Raw genomic sequence first — 23,244 nt, forward strand, 5'->3', positions numbered from 1 at the left:
TCGCGACGCGCCGCCGCGGCTACCGGAGGGAGCCCGTCCGTCCCGGGGCGGGGGCGGGGGCGGCCGCCGGGACCGGGACACCCGGGGCCTCACGCTCCGGTTCCGCGGCGCGGGCGGGTGCCCGGCGGTCGATCAGGGACAGGGCCGGGCCGGTCATGGCGGTGGTGACCAGCGCCATGACGACCATGAGGGAGTACAACCCCTGGTCGAGCAGGCCCAGTTGGAGGCCGACGCCCAGGATCACCAGCTCGGTGAGTCCCCGGGTGTTCATCAGGGCGGCCAGGCGGCCGGCCGCGGGCGGGGCGAGGCCCTGGGAGCGGGCGCCCGCGTACGTGCCGCAGAACTTGCCGAGGACGGCCACGAGCAGGATCGCGGCCAGGTCGGCCAGGCCGCCCGGGCCCACGCCGCGCAGGTCGACCTTGAGGCCCGCCACGACGAAGTACACGGGCAGCAGCAGTGAGGTGACGTGGCCGGTGCGCTCGCAGATCTCGTCGCGCACCGGGGCCACGGCGTCCCGCGGCAGCACGGCGCCGAACAGGAAGGCGCCGAAGATGTAGTGCATGCCCATGGCCTCGGTGGCCGCGGCGCACAGCAGCGCGCCGATGACCAGGGCGCCGAGCCGGTGCGCGCCGGGTCCGGCGGCGCCCGTGCCCGCCGCCGGGGCGAGCAGGCGCCGCAGCGGCGGCCGCGCGGCCACGAGCAGCGCGGTGAACGGCACGATCAGCGCCACCCGCCAGTAGTCCCCGGCGCCGCCGACCACGGCCTGCACCCCGGCGAGCGCCGTCCAGGCGACGACGTCGACGAGCGCGGCCGCGGCGAGCGCGACGGCGCCGAGCTCCGTGCGGGACAGGCCCCGGTCGGCGAGGATCCGGGCCAGCACGGGGAAGGCGGTGACGGACACCGCGAGCCCCATGAAGACGACGAACGGGGCGCGCTGGTCGGTCCCGTGGCCGCGCAGCAGGTACAGGGCGAGGCCGGTGCCGAATGCGAACGGCACGAGCGTGGAGCCGACCGCGGCGCCCGCGCTGACCCGGGCGCGGCCGCGCAGCAGCCGGTGTTCGAGTTCGAGGCCGACGACGAACATGAACAGCGCCACGCCGATGTCCGCGAGCGCGGTGAGCAGGGGGCGCACGTCGGCGGGGAAGAGGTGGCCGGTGAGCAGGTCGCCGAAGAGCGTCGGGCCGAGCAGGACGCCCGCGAGGATCTCGCCGACGACCGGCGGCTGGCCGATCCGCCGGGCCAGGGTGCCGAGGCCGCGGGCGAGGGCGATGATCAGGGCCAGGTCGAGGAAGAGGAGCTGTGTCTGGTGGCTCGTCACGAGGGGACCGCCTCCCCGTCACGGTGCCGCTCCCCCGCCCCCGGGCCGCGCCGCACCGCCCCGTGGCGCGCCCCTCGGTGCGGGGCCGTCCGGCGGTGGGCCGCCCGGCGCAGGGTCGCCCGTCGCGTGGCGCGCCCTGCCGTACCGCTTCGTACCACGTGCCCCATGGTGCCTCCCCGTCACGTGCCTCCATCGGTGCTCAGGAGGCACAGGCTTCACGGGGGCGGCTGACAGGGTGCTGACGCGCCCGCTAGCGGCCCGGGGCCGTGGCGGGCGCGGGCAGTATCTGCCGCAGCTTCGGGGAGGGGTGCCACTCGCGCTTCCACTCGCGCGGGTAGCCGACGGACACCTCCTCGTGCCGGATGCCGTCGTGCCAGGTGGTACGGGGGATGTGCAGATGGCCGTAGACCACGGCCGCGGCCCGGTAGCGCACCGGCCAGTCGGCGGTCGCCTCGGTGCCGCACCACAGCGCGAACTCGGGGTAGCGCAGGATGCGGGTGGGTTCGCGCACGACCGGCCAGTGGTTGACCAGGATCGTCGGCAGGGCGGGGTCGAGCCCGTCGAGCCGCTCCCGCGTCAGCTCCACGCGCGCCCGGCACCAGTCCTCGCGGGTCGGGTACGGATCCGGGTGCAGCAGCACCTCGTCCGTGCAGACGATCCCGGTCTCGTACGCGTACTCCAGCGCGTCGCTCTTCGCGTACGTCCCGGTGGGCCGGAAGGTGTAGTCGTACAGGAGGAACAGCGGGGCGACGACCGCCGGGCCGCCCTCGCCGTGCCACACCGGGAAGGGGTCCTCCGGCGTGAGCACGCCCAACCCGCGGCACATCTCGACGAGGTGGCGGTAGCGGGCGTCGCCGCGGAGCTGGTTCGGGTCGTCGCCCGGCGTCCACAGCTCGTGGTTGCCCGGCGACCAGATCACGGTGTCGAACCGCTCGGCCAGCGTCCGCAGCGACCACTCGATGTCGGCCGCCATCTCCGCGGTGTCACCCGCGACAATGAGCCAGTCGCCCTCGTGTTCCGGCCAGAGCTCGTCGACGAACTTCCTGTTCTCGGAGTACGCCACGTGCAGGTCACTGATGGCGAACAGCCTCGGTGCCCGGCGCGATGCAGCAGATGTCGTCACCACGCGAGGCTAACCGAAGGGGCTGGATCTGCCGTAGCCGAGCCGAGATAGTGGGCGGCGGGCTTCCGGCGGGCCCGGGCGGGGCGGCGGGGCGTCCCGGCCGTCCGGTGTGCGTGGGTGGGGCCCCGGGGGGCCGGTGCGGCCCCGTCGGGCGGGTGCGCGGGGGGAACGGGGTGGAGCCCGGCCGGGCCTCGCGGACCGCGAAGTGACGAAGGGGGCTGGGCTGTTGGACGCCGGCACGACGGCGGGCCTGCGCATCGCGGCGTCGGTCCTTGTGCCCCTGGTGAAGCGCCTGCTGCTGCCGCCCCGTGGCCCCGGCGCGGAGTTCGGCGACCGCCCGGTGCGCCTGGGCCGCCTGCTCTCCTTCACCGGCGACCGCCGCACCCTCAGCGAGGCCGACCTCTACCAGCTCGCCCGGGAGCTGGTGCGCCGCGCGGTCCGCGCCGCGGGCCCGCACGACCCACCGATCGCGCCCGACGAGCAGAACGCCGTCGGCTACGCCCTCGGCCACACCCTGCGCGCGCTCGGCGACCTGGACATGGACGACGTCCAGGCCTTCGACCTCGGCCCGCAGAAGCTCGCCGAGGCCCTGGTCCGGGCGAGCGCCCCGGAGACCCGCGCGCTGCTCAGCGCCGACGCCGCGCACCTGCACGACCGGCTGCTCGTCACCGCCTGCCTGCACCTGGTCCACGAGTTCAGCAAGCGGCCCGGGTTCGAGGCGCGCACCCAGGTCGAGCTGCGCCGCTCCCTGAGCGAGCAGAAGGAGCAGCTCCGGCTGCTCCTGGAACGGCTGCCCACGACCCGCGCCGAGGACACCGACTTCGAGCGCCGCTACGCCCGCTACGTGGCCGGCCAGCACGCCACGCTGACCATCCACGGCGTCGACCTGCACGACCCGCGGAGCCACGCCTGGCCCCTGGAGACCGCCTACTTGAGCCTGGAGGCGGTGCCCGCCCGCGACCCGGCCGAACCCGTGCCCGGGTACGGCAACGGCGACGCCGACACCGAGGCGGACGCGCGCGGCGCCGACCCGGACCCCGACTCCGAGCGCACCGCGGGCCCCGTCGAGGCGGCGCTGGCCGGGCACGACCGGGTGCTGCTGCGCGGTGTCGCGGGCACCGGCAAGACGACCCTCGTGCAGTGGCTCGCCCTCACCACGGCCCAGCAGGACCGGGTGCCCGGACATCTGCCCCAGCTCCTGGGCCGGGTGCCGTTCGTGCTGCCGCTGCGCACCCTCGCCCGCGAGGACGCCGACCTGCCGATGCCCGAGGGCTTCCTGCGCTGGATCGGCTGCCCGCTGGCCGGCAGCGAGCCCGCGGGCTGGGCGGTGCGCGTGCTCCAGGCCGGGCGCGGCATGCTCCTGATCGACGGCGTGGACGAGATCCCGGAGGCGGAGCGCCACCGCGCGCGGGCCTGGCTCGTCACCCTGCACGCCACCTTCCCGGGCAACCTGTGGCTGGTCACCACCCGGCCCTCCGCGCTGCCCCGGGACTGGCTCGGCCGCGAGGGGTTCCGCGAGTTCACGCTGACGCCGCTCAGGCCCGGCGACGTACGGCGGTTCGTACGGCGCTGGCACGAGGCGGCGGGCGCCGGCGAGGACCTCGCCACCACCCTGCTGCGCTCGCTGCGCACCAGCCCGGAGCTGAGCCGCCTCGCCACCAACCCGCTGCTGTGCGCGCTGATCTGCGCCCTGCACCGCGAGCGCCGCGGCTTCCTGCCGCAGGGCCGGGTCGCCCTCTACGAAGCCGCGCTGTCGATGCTCCTGGAGCGCCGGGACCGCGAGCGCGACCTGTACGGCAGGCGCGCCCCGAAGCTCGACGAGAGGTCCGCGACGGAGCCGCTGAAGCGGCTGGCGTACTGGCTGATCCGCAACGAGCGCACCTGGCTGGAGCGGCGGACCGCCGTCGACCTGGTGGAGCGGCTGCGCCCCTCGGTGCCGCGGCTCGACCGGGCCGGGAGCGCCGAGGACGTCCTGCGGCTGCTCCTGGACCGCTCCGGGGTGCTGCGCGAACTCACCGAGGACGCGGTGGCGTTCATCCACCGGACCTTCCAGGACTTCCTCGGCGCGAAGGCGGCCCTGGAGGAGCACGACATCGGGGCGCTCGTCGGCCACGCCCACCTGGACCCGTGGGAGGACGTGCTGCAGATGGCCGTCGCCCAGGCCCGCCCCGACGAGCGCGCCGAGCTCCTGACGCGGCTGACCGGCCGGGCCGACCGCGAGGAGGACGACACCGTGCGCACCCGGCTGCGGCTGCTCGCCCTCGCCTCGCTCGACCACGCGACCCGGCTCGACCCCGGCGTGCGCGCCACCGTCGAGGAGCGGGCCGCCGAACTGCTGCCGCCGCGCAGTCTGCGCGAGGCCCGGGCCCTGGCCGAGACCGGCACGCTGCTGCTCGGCCTGCTGCCCGCCGCGGACACCCTCAGCGGCGACGCCGAGGTGACCACGGTGCACGCCATCTGCCGCATCGGCGGCGACGCGGCGCTCGCCCGGCTGCGCGAGTTCCTCGGCACCCGGCAGTCCGCGGTGCGCGCCCAGCTCCTCGCCCACTGGGACCGCTTCGACACCGACGCCTACGCCGAGGAGATCGTCAAACCGCTCCTCGCGGCGGGCGCGGGCGAGGCCGTCACCGTGCGCTCCCCCGCCGAGCTGAAGGCCCTCAGCGCGCTGTCCGGGTACGCCCGCGTCGCCCTGCAGGGCGACTTCTCCGCGGAGGACGTCCTCGGCGCGCTCGACCCGTCCGGCCTGCGCGAGCTGCGCCTGCGCGGCAACCTGCGGCTCACCCGGCTCGACTTCCTCGCCGCGTTCTCCTCGCTGGAGTCGCTCTCCCTGTCCGGCTGCCGCGCCGTCAGCGACACCGCGCCGCTGACCCGGCTGCCGCTGCTCCAGCGGCTCGCCCTGGCCGACCTGCCGCAACTGGAGCCGCTGGCCCGGCTCTCGGCGTGCCCGCGCCTCGACGCGCTGCTGCTCGGTGCGGCCGTGCCGTGGCGGGGCCTGCGCGACCTGCCGCGGCCCGAGGCGCTCCGGCTGCTCGCGCTGCCGCCCGACGCGGTGGAGCTGGCCGCGATCACGGCCCTGACCGAGCTGCGCGAACTGCGCCTGCACAACGCCAGCGACCGGCTGCGGCCCGACGACTGGGACGCCCTGCTCGCCCAGTTGCCCGCCCTGCGTACGCTGCGCCTGTCGCACGAGCAGCTCAGCATCATGCTGTTCCCGCCCGGCACCCGCATCCCGCAGCTCACCCGCCTGGAGGTGCGGGCGCGCCCCGGCGCCACGGTGTCGCTGCGGCGGATCGCCCGCCGCCTGCCGGGCCTGGAGGAGGTGCACCTGACGCTGTTCGACACCGTGGACCTGGTGCACCTGGCCGGGCTGCTCGCGCTGCGCCGGGTCCGCCTCGACTACCCCGGCGAGGTGACCGGGGAGCTGCCCGCGGGGGTGGAGCTGCTGCTCCGGCCCCGGCACTGAGGCCGTGCCGGGTGGGCGTACGGGGTGTGGCCGTACGGGGTGTGGTCGTACGGGGTGACCGTCCCGGGTGGCCGTGCGAGCTGGCCGGTCCGGGTGGCCGTACGGGGGTGGGGTCCGGGTGGCCGTGCGGGGGCGGGTCCGGGACCGCCGCCCCGGCCGTGACCCCGCGTATACCTGACGCCGGACGCGTTCCGCCGTGATATGCCCGATCCACTGCCCCGAAAGGCCTGGCCAGGGGAGGGTGGTGGGTGTAACTTCTGGGGCCTTCCCGGCAGTTGACACGCGCCGGGTGACACCGGCAAGGAGGGCGCGGGGCCCGGGTGCGGCCCGGCAGGGACGGCGGCGGCAGGCAGCGACGGACGGGAGCGGTATCCGGCGAGATGCACACATCCGAAACGCCTCGGCTGTACGCACGCGATCCGCTTCTGCACCACCTCGTACCGCGCCTCACCGGCCTCGCCTACGCCGAACGCGCCCGGGTGCCCTGGGAGCACGCCAAGGACCTGCCGGTCGTCCTGCTCACCGGACGCCACGGCATGGGGCGCACCGCGGTCCTGGAGGCCCTGGAGCGGCACTACGCGGGGCGGCTGCCGCTCGCGCGCGTGGACACCGCCGCCTCCGGGCTCGTGGTCGAGCTCCTGGAGGAGCTGGTGCGCTCGCTCGCGCCCGGCCTGAGCCGGCGCTTCCCCCTGCTCCTGCCCGGTCTGGTCGCCGTCTTCGGCGGCTACCACGACGGCCGCGACGAACGGGGCCGGGCCACCGCCCGGATCGCGCGGCTGCTCATCGCCTGCCGCCTGGAGTCGGGCACGGAGGCGGCCGTCGGACAGGCCTGGGACACCCGGGTACGGGCCCGGCTCGCCGGGGCGGACACCGGGGGGCGGGACGGCGGAGCCGGGCAGGGGCCGGGCGGGCCGGACGTGAGCGGTACGGGAGCCGTCGGGCCGGACGGGGGCGGACGGGGCTTCGGCGGGCCGGGCCCCGGGCCGGAGCACGGCGGCGGCCCAGGGCAGGGTACTGGGCCGGAGCGAGGCGGCGGGCCGGGGCAAGGCTGGGGGCCGGGGCAGGGCGGCGGGTTCGGCGTCGGCGGGCTCGGGCAGGGCGGCGGGCCGGGCGTCGGCGGGCTCGGGCAGGGCGGCGGGCCGGGGCCGGAGCGGCGGGCCGTCGTGCGCGCCGTGCTCACCGAGTACTTCGAGCGGTACACGCGCGGCCGCACCGCCGCACCGCTGCGCCAGTGGTACCAGGACCGCTACGCCGAGACCCCGGCATCCGCGCCCGGCGACGGCCCCGGCGGCCCCAGCAGCTCCGGGGGCTCCGGCGGGTCCGGTGGCCTGGAGGGCCTGGTGCGGCTCACCGACTGGTTCCACCGGGGCGGCGACTACCGGCACGCCGCCGAGCAGACGCTCGTCCACGCCTTCCTGGAGGACGTGGCCGCCGCCCGCACCAAGTGGCAGCGCCTGAACCGCGACCCGCGCCCGCTCGCGCTGCTCGACAACACGCACTCCCCCGCCGGGGCGCGCCTGGTCGACCTGGTCCTGGAGTACCGCGCCCGGCCGGGCCTGACCCGCCACGACCCGCTCGTCGTCGTCGCGACCCGGCTCGGCGACGCGCCCCCCGAGGCGGCCGAGGCCGTCCACCGCGAGCTGCCCGACCTGGTGACCTCCACGGGCTGGCGGCGCACGGGGCACGCGCCCTTCGCCGGTCTGGTCGTCGTACCGCTCACCCCGCTCAGCCGGGCCGACATCCTGCTGATGCTGGACGCCGCCTCCGCTCCCCTGCACCCCTACCTGGCGTCCGCCCTGCACACCCTGACCGGCGGCCACCCGCTGGCGAGCCGGGTGCTCTGCGACGCCGTCCTCGCCCACGCCGCCGTCTCCCGCGAGCGGCCCGGGTCGCCTCCGCTGTCCCCGCGCCGGCTGCTCGACCTGACCACCGAGGACGGCCACCCCGTCAGCCGGGCCATCCTGGAGCGGCTGCTGCCCTCGCCGCACCAGCGCGCCCGGCTCGTACCGCTGTCGCTCGCCCGGGACAGCACGGCCGCGCAGGCGCTCGCCGCGCACCTGCGCCTGGAGGGGCCGGAGCAACTGCCCGCGAACGCCGCCGCCGACTACCTGGAGGCCGAGCACTGGCAGCGGGACACCCCGCAGGACCGGCCGCTCGCCGCCGACCCGCTGCTGCACACGCTGCTCGTGCACGAGGCCCGGCGCACCTCGCAGGGCGCCGACTCGCGCCGCGGCTGGCAGGAGATCCACGGCTTCCTGCGCCGCCACCACACCACGCGCGGCGAGGACAGCGAGGCCGACGCGCTGCGCCACACGCTCGCCGCGGGTGACGCGCGGACGGTGGTGGCCGCGCTCTCCGAGGAGTTCCAGTCGGAGCAGGACCGGCAGAGCGCGCTGCGCTGGCTGACGTGCCTGAAGTACGCGGCCACGGCCCCGCCCCCGCCCGCCGCCGACTGGGCCGACGAGCGCGCCGCGATGGCCGCGGGCGCGCACGACGACCGCTACCGCGACATAGACGAGATCGACCGCTGCATCAACAGGCTGCTGCACGGCCTGTGGTACCTGTCCGACGCGGCCGCGGAACCGGAAGCCGACCTGTGCGCCGACATCGGCGCCGAGCTCGCGTTCCTCTCGCTGCGCCACCGGACCTGGCGGGCCGTGCTCGGCCAGGCCGCCCGCACCTGGCCGGCCGCCGCCCGCGACAAGCGTCCCCTGCCGCTGCCGGAACTGTGAGGAACCATGCGTCTGAGCCGCCGCCGCAACGGGTTCGGCCCCCTCGACAAGGCCGTCGCCGTCCTGGTGCCGCTGGTGCTCGTCGCCGTCGGCGTGGTCGTCTACCTGGCGCTGCGCCCCGACGACTGCGCGGGCGGCCTGGTGCAGCGCGACGGGGAGTGCGTGGGCGTCACGGACGGCGCCTTCGACGCCGACGACGGCCTGGAGGAGCTGATCCGGGCCGTCGCGGACGAGAACGCGCGCGTCCGGCGCGCCTGGGAGGACCCCGAGCAGGGGCAGGCCCCCATGCCGTACGGGCGGATCGCGCTGATGATGCCCTTCACGTCGGACGACGCGAGCGCCATGACCGCGGACATGATCCGCCGCGCCCTGGCGGGCGCGCACGCCGCCCAGATACGGGCCAACAGCGGCAGCGGGCCGCACTATCAGCTCCTGCTGGCGCCCGACGGCAAGGACCTCGACCAGTGGCGGCCGGTCGTCGACGACCTCGTGGACCTCGCGGACGACCGCCGCTCGCCGCTGGTCGGCGTGACGGGGCTGCCGAGCAGCACGCCCGAGACCCGGGACGCGATGAAGGCGCTGAGCGCCCGGCGCATCGCGACCGTGGGCCCGGTCATCACGTCCGCCGACATGAACGCCCCCTATTTCTTCAAGACCTCACCGAACAACAGCATGTTCGTGGACGCGCTCGATCACTATCTGAAGAAGAACAAGGGCGCCGAAAAGGGGTTCCTCGTCTACGACAGCCGCCCCGACGACGTGTACTCGCGCAATCTCCACCGGCTCCTGGAGAAGAAATTCGGCACGGCCTACGGGCTGCGCCAGCGGTCCGCCTCCTTCCTCGGTTCGACCGGGCCCGCCGCCGGTATCCCGCAGCGATTCCAGTCCGCCGCGCAGAAGATCTGCCTCACCCAGTCCGACACGGTTTTCTTCGCAGGTCGCGATCAGGATCTCCCGGCACTGGTGAAACGCCTGTCACAGGAGCCTTCTTGTGACCGCAGCCGCCCCGTGCGCATCCTGAAAGTCGGCATCGGCCTTGAGCCGACCCTGACCACGGACGAACTCACGCAGATGCTGCGGGAAACGAGGACGCGTATCGTCGCGGCCTCCTCGGTGACGCCCGCCTGGTGGACGCGCGGTCTGCGGCCCGCCCCGGGCGCGCCCGCGGGCCTCGGCGGCTTCCTGCGGGTCTTCAAGGACCTCGACGAGCGGTACGGCATCGGCGAGAAGGCCCTCGACGACGGTTACGCGATCATGTACCACGACGCGTTCACCCTGCTGGCCGACGCCTACGACAAGTCGTACTCCGAAGCGAACGAGAAGCAGGGCGGCGACGACAGGACCCCGGAACCGGCGCGCACGCCCACCAAGGACGACGTCTACAACACCCTTATCAATGCGGGCCTCGTCGAGCGGGACGGGCGGCTGCTGTGCACCAACTGCCTCCAGGGCGCCGCCGGCACGTACGCCTTCGAGCAGTCGGCCGAAACCCGGCAGTGGCCGATGTGCAAACCGGTGCCGGTCGTCGAGCACCCGGCCCCGCGGGGCACCCGCGCGGCGCCGACGTACCGGACCTTCGAGGACACCTTCCGCCACCCCTGCCCCTGAGGCCGGGCGGCCCGTGCGCCGCACCGCGCTCTCCGCCCTCCCCTCACCTGCGCCGCGACCCCCCGGCACATGACAACCACACGTGCCGATCACATTTGGCCGGAATCCACCGCGCGTTGGATGTTTACTCAACTTCTTAGTTGTCTAGACCCGTTGACACTTCTGGAAGCGCTCTCCTACCGTCACGAAGGTCGCTCGGACAACGCTAAACACCGCCAAAAGCGTGTGGAGGGGTTCGTGAACAGCACTGAAGGTGCCCGCGATATCGAAATGGCCGCCCCCCGGAACCGCGAAGGTCTCCCCGAGGTGAGTCTCGACCAGGCGCACTCCCCCCAGAAAGTCCTGGCCCACGGCGACCTGCTGCGCCGATTCGTGGCCGACGAGGAGATCAAACCGGTCCACATGCGGATCGGCATCATGGGCGCCTGCAATATGCGTTGCAATTTCTGCAACTTCCATTCGCCGAACGAGGAGCAGTTCTACGACCTGTTCTCGTTCAAGGACTCCATCACCACCGACAAGGCGATCACCCTGCTCAAGGAGTTCGCCGAGAACGACGGCCGCGCGGTGACCTTCTGCGGCAGCGGCGAGTGCACCATCCACCCGGGCTACGCGGACATCTGCGCCGCCGGGCACGGCGTGGGCCTGCGCATCGGCCTGATCACCAACGGCTCCCGGCTCGGCCGCCCGAAGGTCGCCGACGCCGTCGTCAACACCCACACCTGGGTGCGGGTCGGCATGAACGCGGGCACCGAGGCCACGTTCAACGACATCACGCGCGACCGCGAGCAGACGTTCTCGAAGTTCATCGACAACATCGGCCACCTGCGCGAGCACGCCGTCGCCCCCGACTTCCGCATCGGGTTCAACTACGTGATCACGATGCAGAACTACCGCGAGATCGTGGCGGCGGCGCGGATCGCCCAGGCCTCCGGGGCGCACTACGTCCGCTTCGAGCCGGAGTTCTACAGCGCGATGGGGCACGAGACGATCGAGACGGTCATGGAGGAGATCTCCGCGTCCCTCGTCGAGGCCGCCGCGCTGTCCACGGACTCCTTCGAGGTCTCGGTGCCCAAGCTGGACCGCGGCCCGATGGACCAGGTCGAGGCCGTCGAGGGCGACTTCGAGCGCTGCCACTACAGCCGCTTCGTGACGGCCGTCGGCGCCGACGGCCATCTGTACCCCTGCCCGCAGGTGCACCTCAACAGCCGGTACCGCATCGGCGACGTCGTCGACCTCGGCTACCCGCAGGTCCTGGAGGGCGGTCCGCGCGCCGAGTGGGAGGCCACCAACCCGCGCCGCACCGACCTGTGCAAGTCCTGCTTCTACCGGCCGCAGAACGAGCTGCTCGAACTGCTCAAGCGGGGGCAGATCAAACTGGACGACGCCCTGACGCAGTACGCCCTCGAAGTCCCCGAAACCCTCCACGCCGACTTCGTCTGAGCCCCCTTCCCACCCACCCGCCCCATCCACCCACTCCGCCCCTGGGCCCCCCGTGATCGGCCTTCGGCCTCGTCCTCAAACGCCGGACGGGCTGAATTACCTGCCGCTCGGCGAACAATCCAGCCCGTCCGGCGTTTGAGGACGAGCGCGCAGCGCGATATCCGGGGGTCCAGGGGGCGGAGCCCCCTGGTTCGGGAAGGGGCGGGTCTGGGGCGCCCCGCGCAGGCACACACCACCCGCACCCACAGGAGCGAGCCCCACCCTCATGCAGAGCACCCACGCCCACCACCTGCTCACCACCGAGCCCACGCTCCGCTTCACCCCGGCCACCCCCCACCCCGCCTGGTCCCGCACCGTACGCGGCGTCGTCGCCCGCCTCGCCCGCGCCGAGCACGCCCCGCTGGCCACCAAGGCCGCCGCCACGACCACCGCCGACGGCCTGCACCGCGAGCGCCTGACCTTCGAATCGCCGCTGCGCGGCACCTTCCACGGCACGGTCACCGCGCCGCAGGAAGCCACGGGGCCGCGCCCCGCCGTGCTGGTCCTCGGCGGCAAGAACGCCCGCATGGAGCAGCTCACCGGTGAGACCACCCCGGACTTCCCCGACCGCAACGTGGCCGAGCACCTGGCCCGCGCCGGCTTCGTCACGCTGTCCTTCGAGCACGGCATCGGCGGCGGGCTCGACGAGGGGCGCCGCGCGGGCCGCGACGAGGGGGCCCTGCTCGCGCACGCGTTCGCGCTGACCGGCCGCTCGCTCCTGGGCGCGCTCGTCGGCGACGCGCTGGGCGCCCTCGACGTCCTCGCCGCGCACCCGCTGGCCGACCCGGACCGCGTCGGCCTGTTCGGGCACAGCCTGGGCGCGGCGGTCGCGCTGCACACCGCGCTGCTCGCGCCCCGCCCCCTGCCGGTGTGCGCGGCAAGCCACCTGGGCAGCTACCCGGCGCTGTACCACCGCCTGCTCACCGGCTACGAGGGCGCCGTGCTGCCCGGCGTCCTGGAGTACGCCGACCTGCCCGACCTGTACGGCGCGCTCGCCCCGGCCCCGCTCCAGCTCCAGTACGGCACCGCCGACCCCTACCTCGAACCGGCCGACGCGCGCGCCGCCGCCGAGGCCGTCCGCCGCGCCCACACGGCGGCCGGGGGCGACCTGGAGGTGCACGAGCTGGCGATGGGCCACGGCACGCACGTCCGGTACGCCACCGAGTTCTTCGCCCGGACGCTGGCCGGGCCGCCGCCCGCCCCCGCCGACGTACCCGCGCAGCGCGTCCACTTCGACGTCTCCGACCGGCGCGCGGTCCTGGACCGGGTGGACGCCGCGCTCGCCTCCGGGCACCTCACCCAGGGCCCCGAACTGGTCCGCTTCGAGGGGCTCGCGCGGACCTGGACCGGTGCCGAGAGCGTGGCCGTGGCGTCCGGTGCCGCGGCGCTGGAGATCGCCCTGCGCGTCATCGGCGTGGCGGGCCGCACCGTGCTCGCCCCGGTGAACACGTTCTTCGCCACGGCGGCGGCCGCGGTGCGGGCGGGCGCCGCCGTGGCGTTCGTGGACATCGAGCCGGACGGGCTCGGCCTGGACCCGGACGCCCTGCGCGCCGCCCTCGACCGGCATCCGGACACGGCGGCGGTGCTGCCCGTGCACATCGGCGGCATCGTCTCGCCCGCCCTGGACGAGGTCCTCGCGCTGTGCGCGGAGCGCGGCGTACCGGTCGTGGAGGACGCGGCGCACGCGCTCGGCGCCACCCTGCGCGGCCGGTTCGCGGGCTCCTTCGGCCGGTTCGGCGCGTTCTCCTTCTTCCCCACCAAGGTGGCGGTCAGCGGCGAGGGCGGCCTGGTCACCTGCCCCGGCGGGGACGCGGCGGCCGACGCCGAACACGTACGGCGCTGGCGCGACCACGGCAAGAGCGCGCAGGGCTCCACGCTGCACGACCGGCCGGGCGGCAACTGGCGCATGAGCGAGCTGCACGCCGCCGTCGGCGCGGTCGACCTGGAGCGCTTCGGCCGCACCCTGGCCACCCGCCGCGAACTGGCGCACACCTACGACGCCTTGCTGGCCGACGTGCCCGGCCTGCGGGCGCACGTGGTGCCCTCCGAGGCGCGCAGCAACTACTACAAGTACCTCGCCCACCTGGACGTGTCCGTCGACCGTGCCGCGCTGAAGCAGCGGCTGCGGGAGCGCCACGGCGTGGCCCTCGCGGGCGAGGTGTACGACCACCTCCTGTGCGACCAGCCGTACTTCGCCGAGGCCGCACCGCCCCCCGGCGGCGGAACCACGGCATCCGCTCCGGCCGAGGACCCGTACCCCCGGGCCCGCCTCTTCGCGCGCCACCACATCGCGCTGCCGCTGTACCCGACGCTCACCCACGACGAGCAGACGCGGGTGGTCGCGGCCCTGCGCGCCGAGCTGTCGTGACCGCCGCGCCGGAGGTCCCCGTCGTCCCCGCCTTCCGGCAGGGGGCGTGGCGGGACTCGCTGGACACCGCGCCCCTGCCGGGCTCCCCCGCCCGCCGCCTGGCGCTGGTCCCGGAGATCGTGGCGCACGCCGACCGCCGCCGGTGGGAGGCGACCCGCGCGACGCTGCCGCCGCTCACCGGCCGCCGCGCGCGGATCCTCGCCGCGCTGGACCTGTTCGCGCACGGCACGGTGACCGTCGGCGGCCTCGGCCCGCAGAGCGCGGCGGAGTTCCGTACGGCGCTGTGGCAGAGCGCGGGCCTCCCGGGGCCGCTGGTGGAGCGCTGGTGCGGCATGCTGCGCGAGGGCGCCGCCCGCCGTGAACCGCCGGACGCCGACGGGGCGCTGGCCCTGGTGGCGCTGCCCGGCAACACCTTCACCTGCCTGGACTCCGTCCTCGACCAGGCCGAGCGTTCTGCCGCGGTGTGGGTGCGCCCGAGCCGCCGCGAGCCGCTGTCGGCGGCCCGCCTGGTCGCCGCGCTGCTCGCGGCGGACTGGCCCCCGGAGCGGATCGGCTTCTACCCCGGCGAACAGCGCGCCCTGCACGGCCTGGTCAAGCTCACCGACCGGCACGTCGTGTACGGCGGCGCGGGCCTCGCCGCCTCGGTGCGCGGCGCGCCCACGCTCACCCTGCGCGGTCCCGGCCGCGGCTGCGCCCTGCTGCCACCGGGCCTCGCGACGGCGGACGCGGTGGCCTGGCTGCTGCCGCTGGTCGCCGCCGACTCGGGCCGGTTCTGCAGCAACGTCCGTACCGTGGTCTGCCTGGACCCCGCCGACGCCGAGCCGGTGGCGAAGGCCCTGGCCACCGCGCTCGACGGCCTGCACCCGGGCCCGGCCCCCGACCCCGCCGCCCGCGACTGGCCGCTCACCGCCTTCCGCGGCCCCGCCGAGGCCGAGCGGGCCGCCGCCTCCGTGCGCACCCGGCTGCGCCCCGGCGACCGGCTGCTCACCCGCGAACCGGCGGTCGTGCCCGGCCGCGACGGCGAGCTGTACGTCCGGCCGCACCTCGTCCTCCTCGACAGCTCCTGGGGCACGGCCGACACCGCGCACCCGCTCGTCGGGCACGAGGTGCCCTTCCCCTTCGCCGCCGTGCTCGGCGCCACCGCCGACGCCGCGCGCGGGATAGCCGACGGCTCCCTGTTCGTCCACCGCCCGCCGGGCACGCACCCGCCGGGGCCCTCGCATCCGCCGGGGCCCACGCAGGGACCGCCTGGGTCCGCGCAGGGACCGCCTGGGCCCGCGCAGGGACCGCCGGGTTCCGCACGGCCGCCCTGGGGCCGCCCGCACCCGCCGCCGTGAGCCGCACACCCGCTCCGCCGGGCCCCGCACGTCCGCGCCCCGGCCCGTGACACCGCACCCCAGGAGGAGGCCCATGATCGACACGGCCCGCGACGGGCACGCCCCGCAGGTCACGTTCGCCACCCTGTACGACACGCTGCGTGGGCGTGTGCCCGAGCTCGCCGTGGACCTCGACGCGTGGACGCGGCGCATGATGCGCTGGCACTTCTCGCCCGACACCGGTTCGCGGTTCTGGGTCTCCCGGCTGCCCCGGCTCGGCTTCGACCCGCTGAAGGACGTCGACGGCTTCGCCGCCCTGGAGCTCTTCGGCCTCTTCGACAAGGCCGAGCTGCGCGCCGCGAGCGCCCTCGACCTGCGCCCGCGCGGCTACCGCGACCGGCCGTTCCGCGTCTTCGAGACGGGCGGCACCACCGGCGCGCCCTGCCGGATCGTCAACGTCACGCGTCTCGCGTACGACGTGGAGGTCTACCGCACCGTCCTGGAGGCGCGCGGCGTCGCGGGCGGCGACGTCCTCGCGATGACGCCGAGCGGCCCGCACGCGTACGGCCACTTCGTGGAGGGCCTCGCGGACAGTTGGCGCGGCGCGGTGTTCGCCATCGACTTCGACCCGCGCTGGGTGAAGGCGTCCCTGCGCGCGGGCGGCGAGGCCGACGCGTACACCTCCCACCTGGTGGAGCAGACCCTGACGCTGCTGACCGCCGAGCGCGTCTCGCTGCTCTTCACGACCTCGCGGCTGCTCCTCGAACTCGCCATGCGGCTGCCGCGTCCGCTGCACACGTACGGCGTCCGCGCGGTGTGCACGGGCGGCACCACGTGCAGCGCGGCGGAGGCCGCGTTCCTGCGCCAGGAGCACCTCGACGGGGTCCAGTGGATCGACACGTACGGCAACACGCTGGCGGGCCACGCGCTGCAGGCCGACGCGGTGCCGGGCGCCCCCACGCTGCCCGGGGGCACCGGCCACTCCTACCACCTGCCGCCGCCCTTCGCGGTGTTGCAGGTCGTCGACCCGCAGGACCCGTGGCGCGAGGTGGCGCGCGGGGAGCGCGGCCGGGTGCGGGTCACCACCCTCCTCGAAGACCTCTTCCTGCCCAACCTCCTCGAACGGGACAGCGCCATCAGGACGGGGCCCCACCCGTGGTTCCCCTGGGACGGCGTGGCGGCCGTCCAACCCTTCCGCGACGGACCGACCGGCGGCGGGGAGGCGGTCGAAGGCGTCTACTGAACCGCCCGGGGCCCGGGTGCCACCCCGCCGTCGACGTCTGCCGCCCCACTGTCGACGGCCCCTCGCCCGGGTGCCCCCCTCAGGCGCCGGTCCCCGTCGGTTTCTCGACCACCCCTGACGTAAGGACTTCTCGTGCTTCTCTCGTCGAACGGTGTGCCCATACCCTTCTCGCCGGAGCTCTTCGGGCCGCTGCGCGCCACCGGCACCTCCCCGCTGCCGGACCCCGCCGCCCTGCGGGAGCGGCTGCGCGCGGACGGCTACCTGTACCTGCCGGGGTTCCTGGACCGCGAGGAGGTCCTGCGGCTGCGCGCCGCCTACTTCGCGCGGCTGCCCCGCGCCTACCTCGCGCCGGGCACCACCCCCAGGGAGGGCGTGTTCTCCGGCCACGTGCCACCGGAGCTGCCCGAGCACGGCGTGGCCGGGCACCCCGCGCACGCCTTCGTGCGCTCGCGGACCTTCGACCGGTTCGTCGGCGACCCCCGCCTCGCCCGGCTCGCCGCCGACCTGCTGGGCGGCGACGCCCGGATGCTGCCGCGCCGCATCCTGCGCCACTTCCACCGGGGCACCCGCCGGGCCTCGCGCGCCCACGTCGACTTCGACTACATGGACCGGGGCTCCCCCCGGGTCGTCACGATGTGGATCCCCGTGGGCGACTGCCCGCCGCGGTCGGGCGCCCTGGTGTACCTGGAGGGCTCGCACACGCTGCCCCCGGAGGCCTACGAGCCGCTGCGCGACACCACCGACCGGCCCGGTGACCGGCGCCAGATCTGCCACGACCTGGAGTTCACCGCGCGCAGCCTGGGCCGCCGCTGGCTGTGCGCGGACTTCGCGGCGGGTGATCTGATGGTGCACGTACCGAGCGTCATCCACGCGTCCCTGGACACCACCACGGAGGCGATGCGCCTCTCCGTCGACACCCGCTTCGTCCGCCGGGACGACACCCCGGACCCGCGCTGGCTGCGCCCTTGGTCGGCGGACGACGGGGCGTGAAGGGCGCGCGGGACGCCGCGCGAGGGGCGCGGGTGCCCCGCGTGAGGAGCGCGTACCATCCCGCGCGAGGCGGGGAGCGCCCCGCGTGAGGAGCGCGTCGTACGCCGCCTGAGGAGCACGCGGTACTGGGCGTGAGGAGCGCACGGTACTGGGCGTGAGGAGCGCCCGTCGCCCCGCGCGCGGAGCGTCCGGTACGCCGTTACGGGGCTGCGTGTCCGACCGGCCGGGCCCCTGCCCGAACAGCCGTGGCGGCGCTATCTCCGGGAGGTCGCGGCCGGGTCCCCGGCGGCCACGATGACCTCGTCGACGACACGGGCGTCCGCCACCGGGCACACCGGCGGCCGCCCGGTTCCGACCGCGTCGACGAAGTCGGCGACGAGGGGTTCGTGCGGGTTGGCCGCCGGCGGCAGGGTCGCCTCCCACGAACCGTCCGGGCCCCGGGACCGCAGCCGGCCGCTGTCGAGCGGGTCGAGCGTCAGGGTGCGGCCACCGCCGCTGAACTCCATCCGGTCCACGGGCGGTTCGTCGCTCCACTCCGCGAGGAGGCGCGCCCGCACCCCGGAGGCCCAGCGCAGCTCGACCTCGGCCCGGCGCTCGGCGCCCAGCGGGAAGCGGTGCGTCAGGGACCCCCGTACGGCGGCCGGGCGCCCGAAGAGCAGCACGAGCAGGTCGATCCGGTGGCTGCCCGCGTCCGCGAGCACCCCGCCGCCCGAGACGGCCGGGTCGGTGCGCCAGCGCATCGGATGGTCCGGCCCCGGGTCGAAGGCGCAGCGGAACCGCACGTCCACGCGCGCGGGCGTCCACCCGTCCAGCTCCGCCCGCAGCCGGCGGACGGCCGGGGCGAGCCTGCGGTAGTACGCGACCCCGGCGCACGGCCCGTCCAGCGCGCCGGTGCGTGCGTCGACGGCCGCGGCCAGGGCTCCGGCGAGCGGCTTCTCGACGAGCACCGGCAGCCCGGCCGCCGCGGCGGCGCGCGCCAGCGGCACATGGCGTACCACGGGGGTCGCCACGTACACCGCGTCCACCCCGCGCAGCAGGGCGCGCTCGTCGCCGCCCGCAGCGGGCACGCCGTGCCGGGCGGCGACGCGGGCCGCCCGCTCCGAGTCGCGCCCCCACAGGTACGCCACTTCCTCGTCGAGGGCCCGCAGCGCGGGCAGCACCCGCCGCTCGACGACGTCGCCGTACCCGGCGACGCCCCACCTCATCGCTCCGCCGCCGTCACGGGACGACGACCACCTTCAGGGTCTTCGGCGGCGGCCCGTCGTACGGCGCGCGCTCCGCGTCCGGGTACAGCGACCTGCTGGCGGAGAGCTGCTCCATCGCCTTGGGCAGCTCGTCGAGGGCGTACGTGTGGGTGTGCAGGTCGGGCAGGCGCAGCAGGTCCGTACGGCGGTGGGCGAGGCGTTCGGCGACGGCCAGCGCCTCGGCGCGCGCGGTGTCCACGGGCTCGGCCGAGCTGTGCACGCGCAGGCCCTTGCGCTCCCACGTCACCAGGTCGACGGTGACGTGCGTGTCGACGTGGTGGGTGCCGAGCATGACGACGAGGCCGTTCTGCCGGACCAGTCCGACGCAGGCGTTGAGCGTCGTGGGCGTGCCGACGGCGTCGACCGCCACGTCGTACTCCTCCCCCTCGGCCGCGAACTCCTCCTTCAGTGCCGCCAGTTGCGCCGCGCTGCCGTCGACCCGGCGCACGGCGTCGGCGCCCGCCCGCGTGGAGCGCTCCAGGCGCCACGCGTCGAGGTCGACGGCGGTGACGTGCGCGGCGCCGCGCCACACCGCCATGCGCAACGCCATCTGGCCGACCGGCCCCTGCCCGATCACCACGACCCGGTCGCCGAGCGTGACCCCGCGCGTGGCGTGCACCGCGAGCGGCAGCAGTTGCAGCATGGAGCCCTGCTCGAAGGGCACGGAGTCGGGCAGCGCGCCGACGGCTATCTCCCGCGCCAGGGCGAACTCGGCGTACCCGGAGGTCAGCGGGGTGCGCACGAACACGCGCCGCCCCGGCGCGACCCGGGTGACGCCGGGTCCGACGGCCTCGACGACCCCGGCGATCTCGTGGCCGTAGCAGCCGGTCGCGCAGTGGTCCCTGAGGCCGTAGTAGTGGTAGTAGGCGAGGTCGCTGCGGTTGCAGACGCTGCACGCCCGGACGCGGACGAGCACCTGCCCCGGTCCGGGCTCCGGCACGGGGGCGTCCGTGACCAGCCTGATGTCGCGCCGTCCGACAAGTTCGTACCGCCGCAAGGGTCCTCCTCGGCTCGCTCGAGCCCGGCCCGGGTCCGTCGGAAGGAATTCCACCGCGCGCACGGGTGTCCGACAAGGTCGCCTTGTGGCGACGGGCCGCGGAACGAAGCGGAGAGCTGAGCGAGAGCTGAGCGGAGAGTGAAGCGGAGTGGGAGCGTCCACCGCCGGTGGGCCGGGCACCCCCGCCGGTCGCCGGTTCACCTGCCGTTTTCTGGCAGTTGCATGCCTTGACAGCCTCAAACGGGCTGAGTCAACATCCGATTGGCCTGTACCAAGTCGCTCCGGGGCGGAGACATGCGGGGTGCGTCCGCGTCACCGGGTCGCCGCGGCACCACGGCGCAGGGCACGGCACCGACGCACCGGCTCACTGGCACTGGCTCACTGGCACTGGCTCACTGGCTCACTGGCTCACTGGCTCACGCGACTCCCCGAGTTCCGCAGCTCTCCCGTCTCTCTCGTCTCTCCCGTCTTCCCCGGAGGTCCCGGCATGGTCCCGAGCAGTCACCCGGCGCTGGAGCGACTCGCCAACTCCGTGCTCCAGCCGGGGTTCGTGGGGACGACCGCGCCCCCCGACTGGCTGCGCCGCAGGATCGCCGAAGGGCTGGGCGCCGTGGTCCTCTTCGGCCGGAACATCGTCACCCCGGAGCAGGTCGCCGTGCTCACCGCCGCGCTGCGCGCCGAGAACCCGGACCTGATCATCGCCGTCGACGAGGAGGCGGGCGACGTGACCCGCATGGAGGCGTGGACCGGCGCCTCCAGACCGGGCAACCTCGCCCTCGGCGCCGTCGACGACATCGACCTCACCGAGCGCGTGGCCCACGACATCGGCCGCGAGCTCCACGCGGCGGGCGTCACGCTGAACTACGCGCCCAGCGCCGACGTGAACTCCAACCCCCTCAACCCGGTGATCGGCGTGCGCTCCTTCGGCGCCCGCACGGACGTCGTCTCCCGCCACACCGCCGCCTGGATCCGCGGCCTGCAGTCCGCCGGGGTCGCCGCCTGTGCCAAGCACTTCCCCGGCCACGGCGACACCGTCGTGGATCCGCACTTCGGCCTGCCGCAGGTCGGCGGCGGGGCCGAGGAGATCGCGCGTACCGCGCTGCCGCCGTTCATCGCCGCGATGGAGTCGGGCGTACGGGCCGTCATGACGGCGCACCTCCTGGTGCCGGCGTACGACCCCGCGCTGCCCGCGACGCTCAGCCCCCGCATCCTGGAGGACCTGCTCCGCGGCGAGCTGGGCTTCGACGGCATGGTGGTCACGGACGGCATCGAGATGGGCGCGGTCACCGACCGGTACGGCATCGACGGGGCCGCGGTCATGGCCGTCGCGGGCGGTGTGGACGCGGTCTGCGTGGGCGGCGAGAACGCCGACCGGTCGACCGTGGAGCTGCTCACGAACGCGCTCGTGCGGGCCGTGCTGGAGGGTGCCCTGCCGGAGGACCGGCTCGCGGAGGCGAGTACGCGGGTACGGACGTTCGCGGCCTGGTCGGGGGCGTGGTCGCGGACCGTGGCGCGAGGGCCGGGGACGGGCGGCGGCTCCGAGGTCGGCCTGGAGGCGGCGCGGCGGGCGGTACGCCTCAGCCGACGGGGGTTCCCGGCCACCGGCCCGGCCCCGGAGGCCGGCGCGGAGCCGCTGCTGCCGCTCGGCGCGGGCACGCACGTCGTGGAGCTCTCCCCGGTGATGAACCCGGCCGTGGACGGGGGCACCCCCTGGGGGGTGGCGGACCCGCTGCGCGCCCTGCGCCCGGACACGACCTCCGTACGGCTGACGGAACCCGAGGCCAGCGGCTCCGACGACGTGCTGGACCGGTCGGCCCTCGCACCGGCGCGCGGCCGGACCCTCGTGGTGGTCGTACGCGACGCGGCCCGGCACCGCTGGATGTCCGAGGCCCTCGCCCGGCTGCTGCGCCTGCGGCCGGACGCCGTCGTCGTGGAGATGGGCGTCCCGACGGGCGCCGCCCTCGGCGCCGTCCACCTGGTCACCCACGGAGCGACCCGGGTCTCGGGCGTCGCGGCGGCGGAGCTCCTCGCGGGCGTGCCCCGGCACACCACCTCCCGGACCCTCACGGCCCCGGGCCAGGTGGGAACGCTGGTGCCCTGAGGACACCGCGTGGCCGCACTGGAACCGGCACCGGTCCCCCCTCGACTCCAACGTGTTCTGATCCATGAACACACGGTAAGGGCGACCACTGACAATCGACGTCGGCGTCCGGATCCGGGCGGAGGGGTGCAGAACGCTGCCGAGCAGCGCTGGGCGGTGCGGGACGGCGCCTGCTGGGCACGCGCCCCCGTCGACGCCGCCCGGAAAACAGAAAAACCCCAGATCAACTGGGGTTTTTCGCTGGTGTCCGAGGGGGGACTTGAACTCTCCTCTCGGGCACCAGCTCATTGGTTGGTTGACCTGCGGGAACGCATGATCTGGCCGCCCTTCGGACCTACGCGGGTTGGTCACCCTCACCTGCTGCTTCTGCCCGTTCCTGGCCGCTGTTGGTCATGCGTTGGTCACGTGGCTAAGGGAGTAGTCAGCCGTCGGCCTGCGCGAAGCCGTGGACGAAGCGGGACCACGCTCCGGAGGACACCGTGAGGATCGGACCCTGCGGGTTCTTGCTGTCCCTCACAGGGACGACTCCCGGGAAGCTGGTGGAGATTTCGACGCAGTTCCCCCCGTCCTGGTTGCTGTAGCTGGAACGCTGCCAGCGCGTGGTGTTCACGTCTATCCGGGGGGCTCGCATGGGGCTTCCTCCATGTACTGAGTGATCACGTCGCTTGACTCGCGCGGTGAAAGCACGATGTCGCGGAGGTGATCGTACGACCTGCGAAGCCGGTCCACGTTGCGTGCGTCCTCGACCAACTCGCCTGAGTACCCGGTCTCGACGTAAGCCACCATCCGCCCATCAGCCAGCCAGAGGAACGTAGCGTCAGTGTTCGTCAGTCCGTGCAGCCCAACAGCCAATGGAGCAACCTGGAGCGTGACGTTTGGTCGCTCCGCTACGTGGCGCAGGTGGGCCAGTTGTCCCAGCCACTCTTTGGGGTCGGCCAACGGCCGACGCAGCACCGCTTCATCAATGATCGCGCGGTACTCGGGCTGGTCATCCTCGCGGTCCAAGAGATCCTGTCGGCTCATCCGCGCCACAACGTCCTCAGCTAGAGCGTCTTCATCGATTGGCCCCGCCGCTCGGAGCAGGTTGCGCGCGTACGCCTCAGTCTGTAGCAGTCCCGGCATGATGCTCGGGGCGTACTGCTGTAGCCCCAAGGCTTGTGCCTCCAAGCTTGCGGAGTAGCGCTAGGCCGTTTCCTTCGGATCATCGTGCCGACCAGATGAAGATGGCCGCGATGTGGAGTCCGGCGAGGTAGATGGTG

The 23,244-nt window shown here is 74.8% G+C and carries 15 protein-coding genes; 9 read left to right on the forward strand and 6 right to left on the reverse strand.

What is annotated here, in order from left to right:
* Nucleotides 1–19: 19 nt before the first annotated feature.
* Nucleotides 20–1,318, reverse strand: coding sequence for a cation:proton antiporter (locus IE330_RS15010; RefSeq protein ID WP_190136485.1), 1,299 nt, complete (start codon nucleotides 1,316–1,318; stop codon nucleotides 20–22).
* A 250-nt stretch (nucleotides 1,319–1,568) separates the two neighbouring features.
* The gene (locus IE330_RS15015) at nucleotides 1,569–2,441 is read right to left on the reverse strand and encodes a metallophosphoesterase family protein (protein ID WP_190136486.1); all 873 of its coding nucleotides are present in this window, start codon (nucleotides 2,439–2,441) and stop codon (nucleotides 1,569–1,571) included.
* A gap of 226 nt (nucleotides 2,442–2,667) precedes the next feature.
* Between IE330_RS15015 and IE330_RS15020 the strand changes: the two genes are divergently transcribed.
* From IE330_RS15020 to IE330_RS15055, 8 genes are all read left to right on the forward strand, one after another.
* On the forward strand, nucleotides 2,668–5,904 hold the full coding sequence (locus tag IE330_RS15020) for an NACHT domain-containing protein (RefSeq protein WP_190136487.1): 3,237 nt from the start codon (nucleotides 2,668–2,670) through the stop codon (nucleotides 5,902–5,904).
* 380 nt (nucleotides 5,905–6,284) lie between these two features.
* Nucleotides 6,285–8,636, forward strand: a complete 2,352-nt coding sequence (locus tag IE330_RS15025) for an ATP-binding protein (RefSeq protein ID WP_190136488.1) — start codon at nucleotides 6,285–6,287, stop codon at nucleotides 8,634–8,636.
* Between the two features lie 6 nt (nucleotides 8,637–8,642).
* Nucleotides 8,643–10,244 carry an ABC transporter substrate-binding protein gene (locus IE330_RS15030; RefSeq protein WP_190136489.1) on the forward strand — a complete coding sequence of 534 codons (1,602 nt, stop codon included), beginning with the start codon at nucleotides 8,643–8,645 and terminating at the stop codon, nucleotides 10,242–10,244.
* 306 nt (nucleotides 10,245–10,550) lie between these two features.
* The gene (locus IE330_RS15035; RefSeq protein WP_229925652.1) at nucleotides 10,551–11,687 is read left to right on the forward strand and encodes a radical SAM protein; all 1,137 of its coding nucleotides are present in this window, start codon (nucleotides 10,551–10,553) and stop codon (nucleotides 11,685–11,687) included.
* Between the two features lie 265 nt (nucleotides 11,688–11,952).
* Nucleotides 11,953–14,094, forward strand: coding sequence for a DegT/DnrJ/EryC1/StrS family aminotransferase (locus tag IE330_RS15040; protein ID WP_190136490.1), 2,142 nt, complete (start codon nucleotides 11,953–11,955; stop codon nucleotides 14,092–14,094).
* Nucleotides 14,091–15,431, forward strand: coding sequence for a hypothetical protein (locus IE330_RS15045; RefSeq protein WP_190136491.1), 1,341 nt, complete (start codon nucleotides 14,091–14,093; stop codon nucleotides 15,429–15,431). Before IE330_RS15040 ends, IE330_RS15045 begins: the two co-directional genes overlap by 4 nt.
* Nucleotides 15,432–15,504: 73 nt before the next feature.
* Complete coding sequence (locus IE330_RS15050; protein WP_190136492.1) at nucleotides 15,505–16,653, forward strand: acyl-CoA synthetase family protein; 1,149 nt, start codon at nucleotides 15,505–15,507, stop codon at nucleotides 16,651–16,653.
* A 153-nt stretch (nucleotides 16,654–16,806) separates the two neighbouring features.
* Complete coding sequence (locus IE330_RS15055) at nucleotides 16,807–17,643, forward strand: phytanoyl-CoA dioxygenase family protein (RefSeq protein ID WP_229925653.1); 837 nt, start codon at nucleotides 16,807–16,809, stop codon at nucleotides 17,641–17,643.
* A 254-nt stretch (nucleotides 17,644–17,897) separates the two neighbouring features.
* Here IE330_RS15055 and IE330_RS15060 read toward each other — a convergent pair whose 3' ends face one another.
* Entirely contained in the window at nucleotides 17,898–18,848 is a 951-nt protein-coding gene (locus IE330_RS15060; RefSeq protein ID WP_190136494.1) for a Gfo/Idh/MocA family protein, read from the reverse strand.
* A gap of 13 nt (nucleotides 18,849–18,861) precedes the next feature.
* Nucleotides 18,862–19,884: a zinc-dependent alcohol dehydrogenase gene (locus IE330_RS15065; protein WP_190136495.1), complete on the reverse strand. Its 1,023-nt coding sequence runs from the start codon at nucleotides 19,882–19,884 to the stop codon at nucleotides 18,862–18,864.
* 487 nt (nucleotides 19,885–20,371) lie between these two features.
* Here IE330_RS15065 and IE330_RS15070 point away from each other — a divergent pair, with 487 nt between their 5' ends.
* The gene (locus IE330_RS15070) at nucleotides 20,372–21,985 is read left to right on the forward strand and encodes a glycoside hydrolase family 3 protein (RefSeq protein ID WP_190136496.1); all 1,614 of its coding nucleotides are present in this window, start codon (nucleotides 20,372–20,374) and stop codon (nucleotides 21,983–21,985) included.
* A gap of 421 nt (nucleotides 21,986–22,406) precedes the next feature.
* Here the strand turns inward: IE330_RS15070 and IE330_RS15075 are convergent, their stop codons facing one another.
* Nucleotides 22,407–22,616: a DUF397 domain-containing protein gene (locus IE330_RS15075; RefSeq protein WP_190136497.1), complete on the reverse strand. Its 210-nt coding sequence runs from the start codon at nucleotides 22,614–22,616 to the stop codon at nucleotides 22,407–22,409.
* Nucleotides 22,598–23,152, reverse strand: a complete 555-nt coding sequence (locus IE330_RS15080; RefSeq protein WP_190136498.1) for a DUF5753 domain-containing protein — start codon at nucleotides 23,150–23,152, stop codon at nucleotides 22,598–22,600. The genes IE330_RS15075 and IE330_RS15080 overlap by 19 nt, the downstream gene beginning before the upstream one ends.
* Nucleotides 23,153–23,244: the final 92 nt, after the last annotated feature.

Origin of the sequence: Streptomyces longispororuber (assembly GCF_014656095.1) — a bacterium.
GTDB lineage: Bacteria > Actinomycetota > Actinomycetes > Streptomycetales > Streptomycetaceae > Streptomyces > Streptomyces longispororuber.

Bases quoted from the DNA above. Each gene is read 5' to 3' on its own strand.
- IE330_RS15025 (WP_190136488.1), top strand. From the start codon at position 6,285: ATGCACACATCCGAAACGCCTCGGCTGTACGCACGCGATCCGCTTCTG.
- IE330_RS15030 (WP_190136489.1), top strand. From the start codon at position 8,643: ATGCGTCTGAGCCGCCGCCGCAACGGGTTCGGCCCCCTCGACAAGGCC.
- IE330_RS15040 (WP_190136490.1), top strand. From the start codon at position 11,953: ATGCAGAGCACCCACGCCCACCACCTGCTCACCACCGAGCCCACGCTC.
- IE330_RS15050 (WP_190136492.1), top strand. From the start codon at position 15,505: ATGATCGACACGGCCCGCGACGGGCACGCCCCGCAGGTCACGTTCGCC.
- IE330_RS15060 (WP_190136494.1), bottom strand. From the start codon at position 18,848: ATGAGGTGGGGCGTCGCCGGGTACGGCGACGTCGTCGAGCGGCGGGTG.
- IE330_RS15070 (WP_190136496.1), top strand. From the start codon at position 20,372: ATGGTCCCGAGCAGTCACCCGGCGCTGGAGCGACTCGCCAACTCCGTG.
- IE330_RS15075 (WP_190136497.1), bottom strand. From the start codon at position 22,616: ATGCGAGCCCCCCGGATAGACGTGAACACCACGCGCTGGCAGCGTTCC.